This window comes from Nonomuraea sp. NPDC001636, assembly GCF_040298265.1.
GTDB lineage: Bacteria > Actinomycetota > Actinomycetes > Streptosporangiales > Streptosporangiaceae > Nonomuraea.
The window spans coordinates 95,740-114,385 of record NZ_JBEOZT010000017.1 but is presented as its reverse complement, the minus strand read 5'-3'; the positions used below and the strand labels follow the sequence as shown (position 1 = coordinate 114,385).

The window sequence follows — 18,646 nt, the reverse complement described above, 5'->3', positions numbered from 1 at the left end:
CCTGATCCGTCCGGCGAAGGCCGCCTCTACTTCGCGAAGGCCGCCAGAGCGATGCCGAGGCCGCGTTCGTTCTGGCCCTGGGCCTTGGCGTCGGTGGAGTTGACCGAGAAGACCACGACCCGGCTCAGGTCCTGGGTGGCGCCGATGCCGGTGGAGCTGCCGTAGCGGGCGCCGGTCTTGCCGTACGCGACGATGCCGCCGGGCAGCACCAGCTCGGTCAGGCCCGAGGTGTAGTGGGCCGGCTCGTCGTCGGTGCCGTACATGGTCACCTTCGGCACGGCGAACATGGGCTTCAGCTGCTCGGCGGGCACGAGCCGGCCGCCGAACAGCGCCTTGGTGAACTTCTCCAGGTCGGCGGCGGTGGTGATGAGGTCGCCCGAGGCCCAGGTGGAGGTGACCTCCATCTCGGTGACGTCCACGACGTACGCGCCGCCGTAGGGGAAGGAGTCGGGGAAGCCCTTGGGGACGACCTGGTAGCCCTGGTTGTGCCGGCCGTGGATCTTGACGGACGCGCCGGGGAAGTAGCTCTGGTTCATGCCGGCCGGGCGCAGGATCCGGGCGCCGACCTCCTGCTCGTACGACCTGCCGGTGACCTGCTCGATCACCAGGCCCTCGACGAAGGTGTTGACGTTGAGGTAGTGCTGCTTGGTCCCCGGGGTGAACTCGATCGGGTTGAGCACGGCCTGGCGGACGTACTCCTGCGGGGTGATCGTCTTGAAGCGGTCGGCGTAGACCCGCTCGAAGCCGCCCTCCGACTTCGGCGCGGGCAGGCCGCTGGTGTGGTTGAGCACCTGGGCCAGCTTGACCGGCGGGTAGTCGGCGGGCAGCAGCCCCGGCAGGTAGTCCTGGACCGTGCGGTCGAGGGAGACCTTGCCCTCGGCCACGAGCTGGAGCACGACCGCCGTGGTCAGGACCTTGGTCACGCTGCCCGCCCGGAACCTGGCCCCCTCCCTGGCCGGGTGCTTCCCGCGCAGATCGGTCACGCCGGAGACGCCGTGCCAGGAGCCGGCCGAGCCGCTGACCCTGACCTCGGCCGCGGTCGCGTCGGCCGCGGGCAGCCCGGCGATGCTCTGCCGCAGCGCGGTCTCGTTGATCGGCGGCACCTGGACGGCGGCGGCGCTGTGGGCGCCCGTCTGGGCGAGGGCGGGGGCGCTGACGGTCAGGGCGGACAGAGCGGACAGGGCCAGGACGGCGGCGGCGAGACGGGTGCGCTTCATGGGGATCTCTCCAGGTCACATCGGCTTTCGATGGGACAATCCTGGCCGGAGACCCCCTGGCGGCGGATCGCCGACGACGGCGATCTTCCGGCTCGCTCTCAGGAGGGAGGGGACTCGCCCGATCAGGTGACCGCGAGCCGCCGGGCGTACCGCTCGTCCCGCCACAGCTCCTTGTCCAGCACCTCCAGCAGCGTGGTGGCCGCGTCGTGGACGTCGGCGTAGCCGATGTAGAGCGGCGCGAAGCCGAACCTCAGGACGTCCGGCGCGCGGAAGTCGCCGTGCACCCCCCGGTCGATGAGGGCCCGCATGACCGGGTAGCCGTCCGGGTGGTGGAAGCAGACCTGGCTGCCGCGCGCGTCCGGCTCGGCGGGCGAGACCAGCTTGAGCGCGTCGCCGACCAGGTCGACGAAGAGCGAGGTCAGGGCGACGCTCTTGGCCCGCACCTGCGCCATCGGCACCCGCTCCCAGATGTCCAGCGCCGCCTCCAGCGCGGCGAAGGACACCACGTGCGGCGTGCTGACCGCGAAGCGCCGGACGCCCTCGGCCGGGCGGTAGCCGGTCTCGAAGGCGAACGGCTCGGCGTGGCCGTGCCAGCCGGACAGCACGTTCTCGGCGGTGGCGTGGTGGCGCGGGTTGACGTAGAGGAAGGCGGGCGCGCCGGGTCCGGCGTTGAGGTACTTGTACGTGCACCCGACCGCGAAGTCGGCCTGCGACACGTCCACCTCCATGGCGCCCACGCTGTGGCACACGTCCCAGACCATGAGCGCCCCGGCCGCCTGGACCTGGGCGGTCACCGAGGGCACGTGCCGCCGGGCGCCGGTGCGGTAGTTCACCTCCGACAGCAGCACCACGGCCGCGTCGTCGAGGCGGCCCTCGGCCCAGTCGCGCACCTCGTAGTCGCCGAGCAGCCGGGCCAGGCCCTGGGCGATGTAGTGGTCGGTCGGGAAGTTCCGCGGGTCGGAGACGATCACCTTGCGGCCGGGGCGCAGCCGTACGGCGGCGGCCAGCGCCTGGTAGGCGGCGATCGTGGTGGTGTTGCCCACGACGACCTGGCCGGGGCCGGCCCCGATCAGCGGCGCGAGCCGGTCGCCGGCGGTCAGCGGCTGGTCGTACCAGCCGGCCGCGTTCCAACCGCCGACCAGCTGGCCGCCCCACTCGTCCTCGACCGTGCGGCGCACCCGTTCCGCGGCGCGGCGGGGCATCGCGCCGAGCGAGTTGCCCACGAGGTAGACGACCCCTTCGGGCAGGACGAACTCGTCCTTGAACGGCCGCAGCGGATCGTCGGCGTCGAGGGCGAGGCAGGCGTCGCGGTCCAGCACCGGTTGTGCTCCTTACGGGGGTGAGATGGTGGCAATTATCCGGTTTACACCATTCTGGTACTCGCGGACGTACCAGTTCTGCACCGGATTGTGCGCCGCGTCCAGGCGGAGCGATCCTCGTGGGCCGTCCAGCTCGCCCACCCCGGCCAGCGCCTTCGTCAGGTCGCCGCCCGCGGCCGCCGCCCGGTCGATCAGCCGCATCGCGTCCCAGCTCTGCAGCGCGACCGCGGACGGGTTCCGCCCGGTGCGCGCCCGCCACCCCGCCACGAACGCGGCGTTGGCCGGGTTCCGCAGCGCGGGCGACCAGAGCCCGACGCTGACCATGCCCTCGGCGTCCCGGCCGACCGCGCGCAGGACGTCCTCGTCGGCCAGGTTCTGGCAGGCCAGCAGCTTGATCCTGGCATCGTAGCCGAACCGCTTGAACGCCTTGACGAACGCGACCGCCTCCCCGCCCGCGTAGAAGGCGTACAGAAGCCGCGCCTCGCGCGGTATGCGCGCCAGGTACGGCTCCAGGTCGGCCTGCCCGCCGAACGGCGTCAGGATGCGCTTGAGCGGCCCGGCGCCGTATCCCTCGGCGAAGCCGGTCAGGGTCTCGGTGCCCGCGGAGTAGTCGGAGGCCATGAGCACCACGTCCTGGCCGGCGTAGTGCTCGGCGGCGTACCGGCCGGCCGCGTAGCCGTGGGCGCGGTTGGTGTAGGACACCCGGAAGACGCCGGGCCCGCCGAGCTGGTCGGCGCCCGCGTTCGCGATCACCACCGGGGTGCCGGCCGCCTCCTTGACCACCGAGACGGCGACCGGGGAGGCGAGCAGGCCGGTGAGCACGTCGGCCCCGCCGTCGATCAGCTTCCTGGCCTGCTCCGCGCCGATCTCCGGGCTGCTGCCGTCGTCAGCCACGACCAGCCGGGCCGGCCGGCCGCCGAGCAGGCCGTGGTGGTCGTCCAGGTAGAGCCGCATGGCGGTCTCCATGTCGTCGCCGAGGGGGGCGTACACGCCGGTCTGCGAGATGATCGCGCCGACCCGTACGGGCTCGTCCTCCGCGGCGAGGGGCACCGAGCCGCCGCAGCCGGCGACCATCAGCGCGACCAGCCCCAGCACGGCAACGCGCATGGGAGCCCCCTTCAGCCCTCGCCCGACGCCCCGGGCACGCGCGGCACGCGGGCGTCGGTGGCCAGCTAGCCCTTGCCGGGGTGCAGCGCCCCGCACCGGTCACACGTGCGGGCCTTCTCGTCGCCGTAGAACGCCTCGAAGACCGGCGGCAGGTCCTTGACGATGTCGCGCACCTGGAGCTCGACCTCGTGCACCTTGGCGCCGCACTCCGCGCAGTACCACTGGAACTTCTCCAGCTCGCCCTCGGGCCGGACGCGCTCCACCACCAGCCCGACGGACCCGGCCTCCGGGCGCTGCGGCGAGTGCGGCATGCGCGCCGGCAGCAGCCACATCTGCCCCTCGCGGACGTGCACGGTCTCGGGGCCGTTCTCGGTCACCACGTTGACGTGCATGTTGCCGCGCACCTGGTAGAACAGCTCCTCGTACGGATCGACGTGGAAGTCGGTCCTGGAGTTGGGCCCGCCGACCACCATCACGATGAAGTCGCCGGCCCCCTCGAAGACCACCTTGTTGCCGACCGGCGGCTTGAGCAGGTGGGCGTGCTCGTCGATCCACTTGGTGAAGTCAATGGGGGGAATCATGGTCGCTCCTGTGGATGGTAGGCGACGGCCTGCATCTCGATGAGCAGGTGCGGGTGCGGGAGCTGGTGCACCGCCACCGTGGTCCTGGTCGGACCCTCCTCGTCGAAGAATTCGGCGTACACCTCGTTGTAGCCCTTGAAGTCGTTCATGTTTACCAGGTACGTGGTGATCTGTACGAGATCCGCCAGCGACCCTCCGGCGGCCATGAGCAGGTCGCCGACGTTCTCGATGACCGCCCGCGTCTGGGCGCGGATGTCCAGGTCGGTGACGCCGAACCGGTCGGCGCGGGCGCCCGCGAAGGTGCCGTCGGGCCTGCGGGAGCTGGTGCCGGAGACGTACAGGAAGTCGCCCGCGCGCTTGACGTGCGGGAACCGTCCACGGGGCACGGCCTTGCCGGGGACGCGGATGGCCTCGCGGCTCACGTGCCGAACACCGCCCGGACCGAGCCGAGCCCCTCGATCCTGGCCTCGAACACGTTGCCCGCCTCGACCGGCACGACCGGGCCGAGCGCGCCGGTCAGGACGACGTCCCCGGCGCGCAGCGGGTGGCCGGTGGCGGCCAGCGCGCCGGCCAGCCAGAGTGCGGCGTTCAGCGGGTTGCCCATGCACGCGGCTCCGGACCCGGCCGAGACCTCCTCGCCGTCGCGGGTCATCGTCATCGCCGCCGCGCCGAGGTCGAGGTCGGTCAGCCGCTTCGGCGTGGCGCCCAGCACGTACGCGCCTGAGGAGGCGTTGTCGGCGACCGTGTCGGTGATCGTGATGTCCCAGTCGGCGATGCGCGAGTCGGCGATCTCGATGGCGGGCAGCGCGAACTCCACCGCCCTGAGCACGTCCACCAGCGTGAACGGCCCCTCGCTCAGGTCCTTGCCGAACACGAGCGCGACCTCGGCCTCGGCGCGCGGCTGCAGGAACCGCTCCACCCGGATGGGCCGGCCGTCGAGCTCGGCCATGTCGGCGAAGAGCATGCCGTGGTCGGGCTGGTCGATGCCGAACTTGCGCTGCAGCAGCGGGTTGGTGGCGCCGATCTTCCGGCCGACCGGCCGCCGGCCCTCGTCCAGCGCCCGCCGGGTGTTGATGTCCTGCACCGCGTAGGCGTCGGCCACCGTGGTGATGAGATCCCTGAGCGGCGCGCAGGGCTTGCCGGTACGCGCGGCCTCGACGAGCCGCTCGGCGGCCTGCCCCCGGGTGTCGACGGCCAGGGACCATTCGTCATGCATCGGGTTGCTCCAGTTTGATGGTGATCGTGGTGGGCTCGGAGTAGAAGTCGAGCGACTGCGTGCCGCCCTCCCTGCCGATGCCCGACAGCTTCACGCCGCCGAACGGGGTGCGCAGGTCGCGCAGGTACCAGGTGTTGACCCAGACCAGCCCCGCCTCCAGGCGCTGGGCCACGCGATGGGCGCGGTCGAGGTTGGTGGTCCAGAGGGTGGCGGCCAGGCCGTACTCGCTGCCGTTGGCCAGGTCGATCGCCTCGGCCTCGCTGTCGAAAGGAGCCACGTGGCACACGGGACCGAAGATCTCCTCTCGATTGAAACGGGACCACTCCGACAACCCTGTCATTACCGTCGGTTCCACGAAATATCCGGAATCGCGGTGGTCGCCGAACGTCGGGACGCCGCCCCCCGTGAGCACCTTGGCCCCCTCCGAGCGGGCCAGGGCGTAGTAGGACAGCACCTTCTCCCGATGCCCGGCCGAGATCATCGGCTGTAGCTCGACTTCCTGGGCGCGCGCGGCCAGCCGGCCGCAGAAGTCCTCGAAGATCGACCGCTCGACGTACAGCCGCTCGGTGCACAGGCACACCTGGCCGCCGTTGGTGAAGACCGACTTCACCGTGCCCTCGACGGCCCGGCCCAGGTCGCAGTCCTCGAAGACCAGGCCGGCGTTCTTGCCGCCCAGCTCGAACGAGATCGGCTTGACACGGTCGGCGGCCGTCTTCATGATCTGCGTCCCGGTCGCGGTCGAGCCGGTGAACGTCACGCCGTCCACGCCCGGGTGCTCGACGAGGAGCTGGCCCGCCGGGCCGTGCCCGAAGATGATGTTGACCACGCCCGGCGGCAGGCCCGCGTCGGCGCAGATCTCGGCGAAGACCGCGGCCGAGCCGGGCGTGTGCTCCGACGGCTTGACGACCACGGTGTTGCCGGCGACGAGGGCGGGGGCCAGCTTCCACGTCATGAGCAGGAACGGCAGGTTCCACGGCACGATCACGGCGACCACGCCGAGCGGCCTGCGCACGGTGTAGCTGAGCACGCCGGCGAGATGGAAGGCGTCGTCGGGGCGCTGGGAGGCGATCTCGGCGAACGCGCGGAAGTTCGCGATGCCGCGCGGCACGTCGAGCGTGCGGGTCTGGCCGAGCGGCTTGCCGGTGTCGGCGATCTCGGCCGTGACCAGGTCGTCGAAGCGGACCTCGATGCCCTCGGCGAGGCGGCGCAGCCATCCGGCCCGCTCGGCCACCGGCAGCCCCGCCCAGTCGCGCGCCGCCTCCCTGGCCGCGCGCACCGCCCGGTCGACCACCTCCGGGTCGGCCTCGTGCACCTGCCTGATCACCCCGCCCGTCACCGGGTCGTGGACCGGGAACGCGTTGCCCGCCGCCACCGGCAGCCCGCCGATGAAATGGGTCAGCACAGCAGCCTCCTCTAGCCTCACTCCCGGTATAGATCGTCGGGCGACGGTCAGACAACAGTCGGGCGGGGGCGGGAACCGCGCGCGCCCGTCATGCCTCGGTGGCGCCGGTGACGCTGAGCCACCCCTGGGCCGGCCCCTGACGGACCTGTCCATACAGACATCTTCCGGTACCCCTCGGCCGCCCGGGATGATGACCAAATGGCGCGCACATGGGAATTGTGGGGAAATATCATTATTGCTGGGGTTTTTGCGCTTCCAGTGGCCTTCCTGGTGATCATCCTGCTCGCCCGCCGCCGGGCCCGCGCCGGGCATCCGGCGCCGCTGCGCACCTCGCTCGCCGACGTCGGCGTCGTCGTCGGGACCGCGCCGTGGGTGTGGATGATCCTCACGCCGTCCACCGGCCGGCCGGGGGTCGGCCTCGTCCCGTTCATGGACCTCGCCGATCTCGCCGGGGCCTCGTGGGAGACGGTGACGGTGCAGGTCGGGGGCAATCTGCTGGTGTTCGCCGCGCTGGGCGCCCTGCTGCCCGTACGGACCGCCGCGATGGCCTCCTACGGCCGGGTTGCGGCCGTCGCGGCGGCCTTTTCGGTCACGGTCGAGTTCCTCCAGTACGCCCTGCGACTGGGCCGGTTCTCCTCCGTGGACGACGTGATCATGAACACCGCGGGCGCGGTGCTCGCCGCGGCGGTTACTCGCCGCTGGTGGGCCCCGCGAATAGCGGCCGGGACCGTTCCACGATAACGGTCTGCATAAACGTCCTCGCATTCATCACACAGGCACGATCAGCTCAAAAGAAGCTCGGGACCAACCTCTGTATCTGTGCGATCGTGGACAAGACGGGGCAAGTTCTCTGGAGACGCCACAACCTGGTTGGTGACAGAGGGTGATCGAAACGTGTCTGAATCCCCGGTACCCCACGAGCCCCCTATTTATCGCCGCATCGCCGACGGCCTCCGCGCCCGGATCCTGTCCGGCGAACTGCGCGACGGGGACCGCCTACCGGGCGAGAACGCGCTCATGGCCGACTACGCAGTCGCACGCGCCACCGCCAGGCAGGCGCTTGCCGTACTGATCAACGAAGGGCTGGCGGTGCCCAAACGAGGTTCGGGGGTCTACGTGCGCCTGTTCAAACCGATCCGCAGACACGGCTCGCGCCGCCTGTCACGAGAGCAGTGGGGTCAGGGGCGTGCCATCTGGGACGCCGACACCCGGGGCCGTCCCTTCACCGTGGACCAGGTGGAGGTGGTGCTGGAGCGCGCGTCGGAGGAGGTGGCGGGCGTCCTGGAGAGCGGCGAGGTATGGGTGCGTCGGCGCCGCTACTCCGTGGACGGCCGGCCCGTGCAGCTGGCGACCTCCTCCTTCCCCGCCCGCCTGGTCCAGGGCAGCGCCATCACCCTGCCCGACACCGGGCCGGGCGGCGTCTACGCCAGACTCGGCGACCTGGGCCTGCCCCCGGCCCACTTCACCGAGGAGGTGCGGGCCCGCATGCCCGGCCCCCGCGAGACCGGGCTGCTCGACCTGCCCGGCGGAACCCCCGTCATCGTCATCGCCCGCACCGCGTACACGGCGGGCGGCAGACCCGTCGAGCTCAACGAGATGGTCCTGGACTCGGCGGCATACGTACTCCAGTACGACTTCGACGCCTAGTTCAACCCGATCTGTCAAGCGATAGGTTGACCTGTCCATCACGATCATTGATTTCTCTAGAGAGGTCCCTCATCTTCTAAGGAGATGGAACCGTTCAGGAGATGGAACCTTCGCCTGGGGCCCGGGAGAGGTGCGCGGATGTCCGTTGACCGGCATCTTGCCGAGATCGCCCGGGAGTACCCCAGGTGGACCATCTGGCGGAGCGACGCGGGCCGCTGGTGGGCCACGCGGCACCATCCGCTCGACGCGGCGCAGCGCGCGGCCGGAGGTGCGATGACCATCGACGCGGACGACCCGGACGGCCTGCGCGACCAGCTCCGGGACCAGGAGGAACGGACCGGCCGGCAGCCCCGCTGGTGGGCCGGCCCCGCTCCTCCCTGACGCGGGCCGTGGAGCGTTCCGCGGCTCGCACGCGAGCAGCCCGGTGCCGGGTCCAGCGTCTCGGCGGCCCCGGCACCGGGCCCCCAACGGGGCCACGAACGCGGAAGTCTCCGACCCTATCGGGGGCGGGGGCTTCCGCTCCCCGCCCCTTCACCCTCTAGCTGTGGTACTCGCCCAGCCGCAGGATGTGCACGTCGGTGTCGTCGGAGACGCTCTCCCTCGGCTTCTCCTCGTCCTCGACGATGACCCGCACGTCATCCTGCGTGAAGCGCTGCGTCGCGTCCTCATCGGCGTGCGGCGGGGCGGGCGCGGCCTCGATGGCGGGCTCCGGCGCGGGCGCCGGGACGGCCACCGGCTGCTGAGCGGCCACCGGCTGCTGGGCGGCGACCGGCGCGGGCGGCAGCGCCGACTCCGGCACGAGCTGCCCGGCCGCCGCCTCGGTGCGCATCAGGTCGCCGAGCACCGAGCCGATCTCGGTCAGCCGCCGCACGACCTCGGTGTGGGTGTTGGTCAGGTACTCCACCCGGCGCCCGGCGTGCTCGTCGAGCGAGGCCGTGCGCTGACGCGCCGCCGCCAGCATCGACTCGGCCTCCGCGTGCGCCCCCGACACCAGCTGCTCGGCCTGCGCGTGGGCGGCCGCCATCATGCGCTCCGCCTCGGCCTGCGCCCCGCCGAGCACCCGCTCGGCCTCGGCGTGCGCGTCGCGCAGCAGGCTCTCGGCCTCGCTGCGGGCCGACCCGAGCTGCTCCTCGGCGTCCGCGCCCGCCTGGGCCAGCATGCGCTCGGCCGCCTGCGTGGCCTCGGCCACCCGCCGCTCGGCCTCCGCCTGCGCCGAGGTCAGCATCTTGTCGGACGTCTCGCGCGACGTCGTCACCAGCCGCTCGGCCTCGGCCCTGGCGCTCTCCCGCACGGCGGTCGCCTCGGCCTCCGCGTCGGCGCGCTTGGCCGCGGCCTCCTCCTCGCCCAGCTTGAGGATCTGCGCGAGCCGCGGGCTGAGGTCCTCGTAGCTCTGGGGCGCCTCGACCATCCGCCGCCTGGCCTCCGCCAGCTCGACCCGGCCCTGCTCCGCCTGGTCGATCGCCCGTGCCAGCCGCTCTTCCAGATCCCGGATCTGGTTCCGGGTACGGATCATGTAGTCGTGCACCTGACGGCGGTTGTAGCCGCGCATCACGACTTCGAAGGTGTCCTCTTGCATCAGATCGGGAATGCTCTCGTGCTGGTTTGTCATGGGGGTTACCTAAGGGTTTGCGTGAGGCGGGGGAAAACTGCGGGTTGTGAGGGTCTGACGACGAGACGTCAGGAAACGACTTTCCTGCCATCTGCCCACGTCCGCAACCGGAACGCCACACCTGGGGCGGGAATTACGATTGGACGAATGTACATAGCAGCGTTGGACGACGGGGCAGTGCCGGACATCCACCCGGAGGCGTACATCGCGCCCGGCGCCGTCGTGGTCGGGAGCGTACGGGTGGGCCGGATGTCCAGCATCTGGTACGGCTCCGTTCTCCGAGGTGACGACGAGCGGATCGAGATCGGCGAGGAGTGCAACGTACAGGATCTGTGCTGCCTGCACGCCGACGCCGGCCAGCCCGCGATCCTGGAGGACCGGGTCAGCCTGGGCCACAAGGCCATGGTCCACGGCGCGCACGTCGAGACCGGCGCGCTGGTCGGCATCGGCGCGATCGTGCTCGGCGGCGCCCGGGTGGGCGCGGGCACGCTGGTCGCCGCGGGAGCGCTGGTCGGGCCGGGCAAGAAGATCCCGTCCGGGGTGCTGGTCGCCGGCGTGCCCGGCAGGATCGTGCGTGAGCTCACCGACGACGACCGGGCCTCCTTCGCCCGCACGCCGGACAACTACATGGCCAAGGCGGTCAGGCACCGGCAGGCGTCAGCAGTTTGATCAGGACCTGGTCCGACACCGAGGCGGTGTTGAGCGGGTCGGCGTAGTCCGGCAGCTCCGGGCGGAGGAAGCGGACGAAGTCGACGGTCAGCTTGAGGTCGGGGACACCCTTGATCTGCTTGGCGTTGGCCTTGGCGGCGTCCTTCTTCAGCGGGCCGTAGCTGTCCCAGTCGGTGTAGGCGGTGACACCCCATTGCAGCACCTCGGGGAGGTTCGAGGGCCAGCGTCTGGCGACCTTCCAGGCGCCGCCGTCCTCCTTGTAGAGCGCGACGGCGACCCGGCCCAGCCTGGCCAGGACGAGGTCCACCCAGCCGTCCTTGACCGCCACCTCCAGCGGCTTGGAGCTGCCGTCCTGGGTGAACTTGGCCTCGACCTGCCCGGCCGCGTCGGCGGTGCCGGTGGTGACGGACATCCACACGGGCTTGTCGTACGTGCCGGGCTGGCGGGCCATGAGCCCGCCGAGCGAGAACTTGCGCGCGGGCCTGCCGCCCTTCTTGCCGGTGACCTTGACCCGGGCGTGCATGACGATGTCCCCGGCCAGCTCCTGGTAGACGAAGGGGCCGCGGAAGGCGTCGTACCAGGTGGAGGTCTTCGGCTCCAGGTAGAGCGCGCCCTTGGCGGTCTTGTTCACGTCGAGCTTGGCGATCCTGTCGACGTCCTTCTCGGTGTCGCTCAGCTTGCTCCACACGGCCAGCTCCGCGGCGTCGGCGAACTCGCTGGAGGCCGATCCGACCTCGCCGCCGGGCGCGGGCGCCTGGGCGTTCTGGACGGTGAGCACGCCGGGTCCGGTGGGAGTGGGCGGCGCCGCGGCGGTCCCGCAGCCGCTCACCACACCCGCCACTGCCAACACCCCTGCCACCTTTGCCCTCATAGCGGACATTCTGCCGTGAAATGCCGACGGGTGACGTCGGGCGGCCCAGTACGATGACGGCCGTGCGCCCCTGGGATGCGTTCACCTCGGCAGAGGCGGAGGTCCGCGCGATGGTCGCGGACCCGCGCTGGCAGGGCCTGTCCGTGCCCGACCGCGCGCACGTCCTGGCGGCCAGGGTCCTGGTGACCCAGGACGGCGACCGCTGGCTCTACGGCGCGTACGCGCGCTGGCACCTGCACGACCCCGGCGACGGCCGCTGGCACCCCGCGCCGCCGCCCAGGGGCGAACGGGCGCGCAAGGTGGGGCACGCCACGGCCGCGCTGCCGGACCAGGTGGTGCCCACCGGGCCTGACTTCGCCGCCGAGCCCGGCTCGACCCAGGCGTTCATCGGGCCCGACGTGCTGCCGGTGGTGACCGAGCAGATCGCGGAGATCGTCCGTGGCGCCGGGCGCAAGTCGGAGCTGGACTACCCGCTGACCGCCTTCGGGGAGATCTTCGCCGCCGACGTGCCGAGCACGGTCGCCGCCGTCTGGGGGACGGTCATGTGGTGCGCGTACGCGCCGGCCTTCGACGGCAACGAGCGCCTGATCACCCTGTTCGGCGAGTACCTGCGCCGCTCGCTGCCCGGCGACGAATGGGTGCGCTGGCTGCCCGCCCCGCCGCTGCTCGACCTGGTCACGCTGGTGTCCGAGCGCACCCGCGCCGGCCGTCCGCGGGCCGCGCTGCGGCTGGCCGCGCTGATCGCCGACACCGCCCAGGTGCTGCTGTCGGACATCCGGTTCAGGCCGCGGGCGCTGGCGCTGCTCACGATGGTGGAGCCGGTGCTGCGCCGGCCCGGCCGCGACGACGCCACGGCCGCGCGGGGCGACGACGCCGTGCGCCGGGCCTGGCTCGACCGCTGCCCGCCGCGGCTGGCCCTGGCCCTGCTGCCGGAGACCTATCCCGGCGCGTACTTCGCCCACTCGGTGTACGACCTGGTCGAGGCGCTGGGCTTCGTCGAGGACGCGTCCGGGGCGGCGGCGGCGTACCTGGCCGACCTGTCGGACTCCAGGAGGATGTTGCCCGAGCGGCTGAACCACCGGTTGCGGCGGGCGTACGTGGAGTTGGAGCGTGCCGGGCTGACGGGCACGTCGGCGGCCGAGCGCACCGAGCCGGAGGGCTTCGCCGTGCGTCCGGGCGGTGCGCCCGCGCCGCAGGCGGCGGTGGTGACGCCGCCCGACCGGGAGAGCAAGGCGGCCGTGCTGGGCGCCGCGTACGCCACGTGCCTGGCGTGGGGCCGGCTGACCGGCGCCAAGGTGCCGCAGCACGGCCTGGCCGGCCAGAGCGCGCTGGTCCGTGAGCTGATCCACGAACGGGACGACCACCACATCGGTCACCCGTAACGCACTATTACCGTTATTTCACCCTTACTCCGCCTATATCCCTCTATCACTTCAGTGACCGGGCAATTCGCTGAATTGTGATCTCGGCCTCGGGAAATGATCCCTGTGGGGCCCCCGTGACACCGAAAGGAATGACTCCGATGGGCCATGTCGCGAGAAGGTCCCCCGCCGTAACCTCGTAGAGGGTGTGGGCTGCGGAAGGAAGGACGACGCGGTGGGGCACGACGACCTGGACTCTCGGGTCCACGACCGTGTCGCGTTGGACGAGATTGCGCTCTACGCCGAGGTGCTCACTGCCGTGGCTGTCAGCGAGCGGCGGCTGACCTTGGACGAACTCGACGACGCGCTCGGATTGCGGACTTCGGCGAGTCGCTGAAGACCATCGAAAATTACCTGTCCCGGGCTCCTGTGGGGTCCGGGACAGTGGTTCCCGGCTATTACAGGTAACTAGTCAATCGAGGGTGCGCCTCTCCTACGTATGGAGGAGGCGACCCCCTACGACTTGACCAGGCGGGCGATGGCGGCCGACGCCTCCTTCACCTTCGCCTCGGCCTCCGGGCCGCCCGTGTTGATCGCGTCGGCGACGCAGTGGGAGATGTGCTCCTCCAGCAGCCCGAGCGCCACGGCCTGAAGGGCCCGCGTGGCCGCGGAGACCTGGGTGAGCACGTCGATGCAGTAGGCATCGTCGTCGACCATGCGCTGCAGGCCCCTGATCTGGCCCTCGATTCGCCGGAGGCGCGTCAGATATGCCTGCTTGTCTCCGCTGTACCCATGCATGCTTCTACGGTACCCGTAACCCGTATGAGCTAGCGGAGATCTGACAGCAGCTTCTCCCACTGTTCGGCGACTTCTTCGGCCGAATGGCGGACGGCGGTGTCGAGGGCGCCCGCCGCGAGCGAGCGCCGGCGGCGTTCGTCGTCGATGAGCGCGAGCAGCGCGCCCGCGAAGTGCTGCGCCTCGCTCTCGCTCTCGGGCACCAGCACGCCGTTGTAGCCGGTCGCCACGAACTCCCTGGGGCCCCTGGCGCCCTCGAAGGCCACCACCGGCACCCCGCAGCCCATGGCCTCCAGCACGGTCATGCCCAGGTCCTCGCTGCGGGAGGGGTTGGCCACGATCGACGCCTTGGCGAACTCCCCCGCCAGGTCGGGCGTGACGCCCATGAAGTAGACGTGGTTGTGCAGGTTGAGCTCGCTCACCAGCGACCGCAGCCGCCGCTCCTCGGGGCCGCCGCCGTAGAGCCGCAGCCGCCAGTCGGGACGCTTGTCCGCCACGATCGCGAACGCCCTGATCAGCCGGTCGTACGCCTTGACCGACACCCACCGGCCCCCGGCCGCCACGATCCGGTTGTCCATCCGCGAGCGCGGCCACGGGCCGCCCGGCAGCGCGTCCGGCACGGAGTGGACGGCGGACCCGTCGCCGAGCAGCCTGCCCCACTCCTCCTGGGCCGACTCCGTGGCCGTCACGACCGCGTCGAGGCGCGGGTAGAGCCGCTGCACCGGCCCGGGGACGGCGGGCCGCCCCCACTCTCTGGCGATCTTGAGGGTTTCACGTGGAGCATGCCGCGCCACCTGGACGCCGATGCCCGGCCTGGTGGTGATCAGCACGTCGGACCTGAGCCCGCGCAGCAGCCGCCAGAGCGCCATCTCGGTGCGCATCTGGCCGCGCGGCAGCAGGTGGCGCACCCCCGGACGGGCGTCGACCAGGCTGCGCATGGCCACCTTGGAGCCGATGGGGAAGAACGGCTTCTCCTTCTGCCGCCGGACGCTGATGACCTCGACCTCGTGCCGCTCGGACAGGGCGGTGGCGAGGTTGAGCGTCGCGCGCACGTCGCCGCGCATGCCGTACGCCGAGGCGAGGACCAGGCTGACCTTCATCCGCCCACCTCGATGCGCAGCTCGTCGTCGGCGGTGTAACAGGGCCGGACGGGCACGCCGTCGATCTCGGCCGAGGGATAGTGCAGCCGTCTTCGTTTGCCGTCGACGTCGTCGAGCCAGGCGCCCAGCCGCAGCGGCGTGGGCACGCCCTCGACCTCCAGCGCGGGCTCCCAGGTGCCGGCCGTGTCGGGGTCGGCCTCGACCACGTTCACCAGCGACACCGCCGCGTGGAAGCGCACCCCCTGGACGGTGGCGTTGGCCGACACCCGTTCCCTGGTCGTCCTGCGGTCGAGGGTGAGCGTGGCCTCGCGGCGCGCGTCGTCGTCCTCCAGCCCGGTGTACGCCAGCAGCCCCGTCACCTCGAACCGGCCCTCCCTGAACCAGATCGCCCGCACCTCGGCCACCGGCGCGGCGTCGGCTATCTTCAGGGCCAGAAACCCGTTCCGCGTCCGGTACGACCGGTAGGCCAGCGTCCGCCGGCACAGCGCGTACGCGTCGAGGTGGTCGAGCGAGAACCCCGGGTCGACGCTGCGCAGCCTGCTGCGGCTGCCCTCGTGCCGCAGGTAGGCGTCCCAGCGGCCGGCGGTCAGCTCCAGCGGCGCCAGCGAGACGGCCAGCGTGGCCTCCCGCGTCCGGCTTCCGGTGCGGCCCAGGCGCACGTCGCGCTCGACCCCCGTGGCGCGATGGCGCAGCACGAGCTCGGTGCCGTCACGCAGGGGCTCATCGATGGCGAGTCGCAGGGAGAGCACGTCGGCCAGGGTGACTTCGGCGTCCGTGACCACGACGCGCATCACTAGCCCCCTCCCCGTCGAATAAGGCCATGCGACGTTGAGGTTACCGTGATTTTCCCGTTATGTGGATGGGAGATTTCCAGCGAGTAGGCCCGTGACGTGCGGAACTCCTCTACAGGCTCTGTAGAGGAGTCCGACTTTCCGTGGTCAGGAAGCGCCCTTGACCGATTTGATCAACAGCTGCGCGACGTCCACGACTTCCAGCGATTCCTTGGCCTCGCCGTTGTTCTTCTTCTCGTTGATCGCGTCGCCGAGCATCACCATGCAGAACGGGCACGCGGTCGAGACGGTGTCGGGATTCGTGGTGAGCGCCTCGTCGACCCGCTCGGTGTTGATGCGCTTGCCGATGCGCTCCTCCATCCACATGCGCGCGCCGCCCGCGCCGCAGCAGAAGCCGCGGTCCTTGTGGCGGTGCATCTCCTGGGTCTGCACGCCGGGCACCTTCGACATGATGTCGCGGGGCTGGGAGTAGACCTTGTTGTGGCGGCCGAGGAAGCACGGGTCGTGGTAGGTGATCTTCTCCTCGATCGGCGTGACCGGGGTGAGCAGGCCCTCGTCCACCAGCTTCGACAGCAGCTGCGTGTGGTGCACGACCTCGTAGGTGCCGCCGAGCTGCGGGTATTCGTTGGCCAGCGTGTTGAAGCAGTGGGGGCAGGTCGCGACGATCTTCTTGACGCCGGCCTCGTTCAGCGTCTCGATGTTCTGCTGGGCGAGCATGTTGAACAGGTACTCCATGCCCAGGCGGCGGGCCGGGTCACCGGTGCACGCCTCCATCGGGCCGAGCACCGCGAACTTCACGCCCGCGATGTGCAGCAGCTCGGCGACCGCCTTGGTGGTCTTCTTGGCGCGGTCCTCCAGGGCGCCCGCGCAGCCCACCCAGAACAGGTACTCGGCGTCCTCGGGCATCTTCTCCTCGACCAGCTCGACCTCGAAGTCGAGCTCCTCGATCCAGTCGGCCCGCTTCATCTCGGACATGCCCCACGGGTTGCCCTTGTTCTCCAGGTTCTTCACCATCACCCCCGCCTCGGACGGGAACGACGACTCCACCATGACCTGGTAGCGGCGCATGTCGAGGATGTGGTCGATGTGCTCGATGTCCACCGGGCACTGCTCGACGCAGGCGCCGCAGTTGGTGCACGACCACAGCACGTCGGGGTGGATGACGCCGTCCTCGCCGACGAGCGGCTTCTCCAGCAGCGCGAGCACGTCGGTGTCGGCGTGCTCGGTGCTCGCGGCCATCAGGTACGGGGCCACCTTGAAGGCGTGGTCGCGCTGGTCGAGGATGAGCATCTTCGGCGAGAGCGGCTTGTCGGTGTTCCAGGCCGGACACTGCGACTGGCAGCGGCCGCACTCGGTGCAGGAGTAGAAGTCGAGGAAGCCCTTCCAGGTGGTGTCGCCGATCTTGCCGCGGCCCAGGCGCTCGGCGTCGAGCTCCTCGTCCTCGAAGTCGACGAGCTTGCCGTCGACGCGCAGCTCGGACGCGGCCCCGAGCCCGTTGGGACGCCGGGAGAACAGCACGTTGAGCGGCGCGGTGAAGATGTGCAGGTGCTTGGAGTTCACCACGATGACCAGGAACACCAGCATGAAGCCGATGTGCAGGAGCAGCGCGATCTCCTCCAGCAGCGGGCTGGCCGGCAGCGCGTCGCCGAGCGCCAGGGAGACGAACGCGCCGGAGGAGTAGGGGAAGTTGCCGTTGGCCGCCGAGGCGCCGCGGGCCAGGAACAGCGTCCAGATGATGTTGAAGATCATGAACAGGACGAGCCAGGCGCCGCCGAGGTGCGAGCCGGAGAAACGCGACTTGCGGCCCAGCGTCTTGGGCGAGTTCTTGACCCGGATGATCGCGAAGGCGACCAGGCCGAGCAGACACGCGACCGCGATGAAGTCCTGGAGGAAGCCGAGCACGCCCCAGGTGCCGATGAGCGGGATGTGGAAGTCGGGCTCACCGGTGATCGCGCCCTGGATGATCGCGCCGTACGCCTCGATGTAGACGGTCAGCAGGATGAAGAACGCCCACATGACGAAGAAGTGGGCGGTGCCGGACGGCGTCCACTTCAGCAGCTTCTTCTGGCCGAAGACCTCGACGAGCTGGGCCTTGAGCTCGTCGGCGGCGTGCTCCTTGGCGTACTCGACGCGTTCGGGCGCGGGTGGCCCGGAGGTCGCCAGCCTGAACAGGAACAACACCCTGCGGCCGGCGACGGCCACCGCCAGGACGGTCATGACCAGCCCGATGATCGCTACCCAGAGCACGGGGTCCTCCCACAGACGACGATGGCTGCCAGCATACGGACACGTGTTTCCAGGAAGCTTACCGGCCAGTAACTTCCCGGGATGACATCCATACCCTATGGTCAGTGCCCTATACAGAACAATGCTCTACGCCGTGAAGTACCTCTGTATGGTCGGGGCGATCAGCTCGACCAGCTCCTCCGGATCGGCGCTGGCCAGCGGCTCCAATTTGATCACGTGACGGCCCATGATCACTCCGTACATCTGGCCAAAAGCCGCCTCGATGCGTAGGTGCGGAACACCAAGGCGGTCGGCCACCTGGAAGAGCAGCGCGTTGGTGATGAACTCCCGGAACATCGCCGCCGCCTGCTCGTTCGTGAGCGCCGAACGCATCAGGGCGATCATCGGCTCGCGGGTCTCCGGCTCGGCGGTCACCCGCAGGATCATCCGCACCAGCCGCTCGCCGATCTCCTCGCGCGGGCCGTCCAGCAACAGCGGGATGACCTCGTCGGGGGTGATCGGCAGCTGCATGGCCGCCGCGAACATGCCCTCCTTGGTCTCGAAGTAGTGGTGGACCAGAGCCGGGTCGACCTTGGCCTCCCGCGCGATCCCGCGCACCGTGGCCTTGTCGAAGCCCTTCTCGGCGAACACCCGCCGCGCCGCCGTCAGGATCTCGCCGCGCGTGTCGGCCGACCCGGGCCTGCGGCCGGGCCGGCGTCGTACGTTGTTCATGGC

General features: G+C 70.7%; 20 protein-coding genes. 6 read left to right on the top strand and 14 right to left on the bottom strand.

Features of this window, described 5'->3' with window-relative positions; all coding sequences use genetic code 11:
* Positions 1–26: 26 nt before the first annotated feature.
* From ABT158_RS29035 to ABT158_RS29005, 7 genes are all read right to left on the bottom strand, one after another.
* Complete coding sequence (locus tag ABT158_RS29035) at positions 27–1,217, bottom strand: serine hydrolase domain-containing protein (RefSeq protein ID WP_352358653.1); 1,191 nt, start codon at positions 1,215–1,217, stop codon at positions 27–29.
* Positions 1,218–1,339: 122 nt separating this feature from the next.
* Positions 1,340–2,536 carry a kynureninase gene (gene kynU, locus ABT158_RS29030; protein ID WP_352358651.1) on the bottom strand — a complete coding sequence of 399 codons (1,197 nt, stop codon included), beginning with the start codon at positions 2,534–2,536 and terminating at the stop codon, positions 1,340–1,342.
* A gap of 12 nt (positions 2,537–2,548) precedes the next feature.
* The gene (locus ABT158_RS29025; RefSeq protein WP_352358649.1) at positions 2,549–3,643 is read right to left on the bottom strand and encodes an ABC transporter substrate-binding protein; all 1,095 of its coding nucleotides are present in this window, start codon (positions 3,641–3,643) and stop codon (positions 2,549–2,551) included.
* Positions 3,644–3,708: 65 nt separating this feature from the next.
* A complete protein-coding gene (locus ABT158_RS29020; protein WP_352358647.1) occupies positions 3,709–4,224 on the bottom strand; it encodes a 3-hydroxyanthranilate 3,4-dioxygenase in 516 nt (171 codons plus the stop codon).
* The gene (locus tag ABT158_RS29015; RefSeq protein WP_352358645.1) at positions 4,221–4,646 is read right to left on the bottom strand and encodes a RidA family protein; all 426 of its coding nucleotides are present in this window, start codon (positions 4,644–4,646) and stop codon (positions 4,221–4,223) included. Before ABT158_RS29015 ends, ABT158_RS29020 begins: the two co-directional genes overlap by 4 nt.
* Positions 4,643–5,440, bottom strand: a complete 798-nt coding sequence (locus ABT158_RS29010) for a 2-keto-4-pentenoate hydratase (RefSeq protein WP_352358643.1) — start codon at positions 5,438–5,440, stop codon at positions 4,643–4,645. Before ABT158_RS29010 ends, ABT158_RS29015 begins: the two co-directional genes overlap by 4 nt.
* Entirely contained in the window at positions 5,433–6,842 is a 1,410-nt protein-coding gene (locus tag ABT158_RS29005; RefSeq protein WP_352358641.1) for an aldehyde dehydrogenase family protein, read from the bottom strand. Before ABT158_RS29005 ends, ABT158_RS29010 begins: the two co-directional genes overlap by 8 nt.
* Before the next feature lie 258 nt (positions 6,843–7,100).
* On the opposite strand from ABT158_RS29005, the gene ABT158_RS29000 reads away from it, so the two are divergent.
* The 3 genes from ABT158_RS29000 to ABT158_RS28990 all read left to right on the top strand — a co-directional run bounded on the left by ABT158_RS29000 (position 7,101) and on the right by ABT158_RS28990 (position 8,870).
* Positions 7,101–7,583, top strand: coding sequence for a VanZ family protein (locus ABT158_RS29000; RefSeq protein ID WP_352358639.1), 483 nt, complete (start codon positions 7,101–7,103; stop codon positions 7,581–7,583).
* A 153-nt stretch (positions 7,584–7,736) separates the two neighbouring features.
* Positions 7,737–8,489 (top strand): GntR family transcriptional regulator, encoded by a 753-nt coding sequence (locus ABT158_RS28995; RefSeq protein ID WP_352322974.1) that lies wholly within the window; start codon positions 7,737–7,739, stop codon positions 8,487–8,489.
* A gap of 138 nt (positions 8,490–8,627) precedes the next feature.
* Positions 8,628–8,870 carry a hypothetical protein gene (locus ABT158_RS28990; RefSeq protein ID WP_352358636.1) on the top strand — a complete coding sequence of 81 codons (243 nt, stop codon included), beginning with the start codon at positions 8,628–8,630 and terminating at the stop codon, positions 8,868–8,870.
* A 157-nt stretch (positions 8,871–9,027) separates the two neighbouring features.
* Here ABT158_RS28990 and ABT158_RS28985 read toward each other — a convergent pair whose 3' ends face one another.
* A complete protein-coding gene (locus ABT158_RS28985; RefSeq protein WP_352358634.1) occupies positions 9,028–10,098 on the bottom strand; it encodes a hypothetical protein in 1,071 nt (356 codons plus the stop codon).
* A gap of 147 nt (positions 10,099–10,245) precedes the next feature.
* On the opposite strand from ABT158_RS28985, the gene ABT158_RS28980 reads away from it, so the two are divergent.
* Positions 10,246–10,767, top strand: coding sequence for a gamma carbonic anhydrase family protein (locus tag ABT158_RS28980; protein WP_352358632.1), 522 nt, complete (start codon positions 10,246–10,248; stop codon positions 10,765–10,767).
* Here the strand turns inward: ABT158_RS28980 and ABT158_RS28975 are convergent.
* On the bottom strand, positions 10,739–11,617 hold the full coding sequence (locus ABT158_RS28975) for a hypothetical protein (protein ID WP_352358630.1): 879 nt from the start codon (positions 11,615–11,617) through the stop codon (positions 10,739–10,741). The genes ABT158_RS28980 and ABT158_RS28975 overlap by 29 nt on opposite strands.
* A gap of 74 nt (positions 11,618–11,691) precedes the next feature.
* Between ABT158_RS28975 and ABT158_RS28970 the strand changes: the two genes are divergently transcribed.
* Both ABT158_RS28970 and ABT158_RS28965 read left to right on the top strand, forming a co-directional pair.
* Positions 11,692–13,020 (top strand): hypothetical protein, encoded by a 1,329-nt coding sequence (locus ABT158_RS28970; RefSeq protein WP_352358850.1) that lies wholly within the window; start codon positions 11,692–11,694, stop codon positions 13,018–13,020.
* A gap of 214 nt (positions 13,021–13,234) precedes the next feature.
* A complete protein-coding gene (locus ABT158_RS28965) occupies positions 13,235–13,396 on the top strand; it encodes a hypothetical protein (RefSeq protein WP_020540796.1) in 162 nt (53 codons plus the stop codon).
* 119 nt (positions 13,397–13,515) lie between these two features.
* On the opposite strand, the gene ABT158_RS28960 is transcribed toward ABT158_RS28965, so the two are convergent.
* The 5 genes from ABT158_RS28960 to ABT158_RS28940 all read right to left on the bottom strand — a co-directional run bounded on the left by ABT158_RS28960 (position 13,516) and on the right by ABT158_RS28940 (position 18,643).
* Positions 13,516–13,797, bottom strand: a complete 282-nt coding sequence (locus ABT158_RS28960; RefSeq protein WP_352327377.1) for a metal-sensitive transcriptional regulator — start codon at positions 13,795–13,797, stop codon at positions 13,516–13,518.
* 29 nt (positions 13,798–13,826) lie between these two features.
* Entirely contained in the window at positions 13,827–14,894 is a 1,068-nt protein-coding gene (locus tag ABT158_RS28955) for a glycosyltransferase (protein WP_352358628.1), read from the bottom strand.
* On the bottom strand, positions 14,891–15,685 hold the full coding sequence (locus ABT158_RS28950; RefSeq protein ID WP_352358626.1) for a hypothetical protein: 795 nt from the start codon (positions 15,683–15,685) through the stop codon (positions 14,891–14,893). The genes ABT158_RS28955 and ABT158_RS28950 overlap by 4 nt, the downstream gene beginning before the upstream one ends.
* A gap of 147 nt (positions 15,686–15,832) precedes the next feature.
* Entirely contained in the window at positions 15,833–17,932 is a 2,100-nt protein-coding gene (locus ABT158_RS28945; protein WP_352358624.1) for a (Fe-S)-binding protein, read from the bottom strand.
* 126 nt (positions 17,933–18,058) lie between these two features.
* The gene (locus ABT158_RS28940) at positions 18,059–18,643 is read right to left on the bottom strand and encodes a TetR/AcrR family transcriptional regulator (protein ID WP_352358622.1); all 585 of its coding nucleotides are present in this window, start codon (positions 18,641–18,643) and stop codon (positions 18,059–18,061) included.
* Between the last annotated feature and the right edge of the window lie 3 nt (positions 18,644–18,646).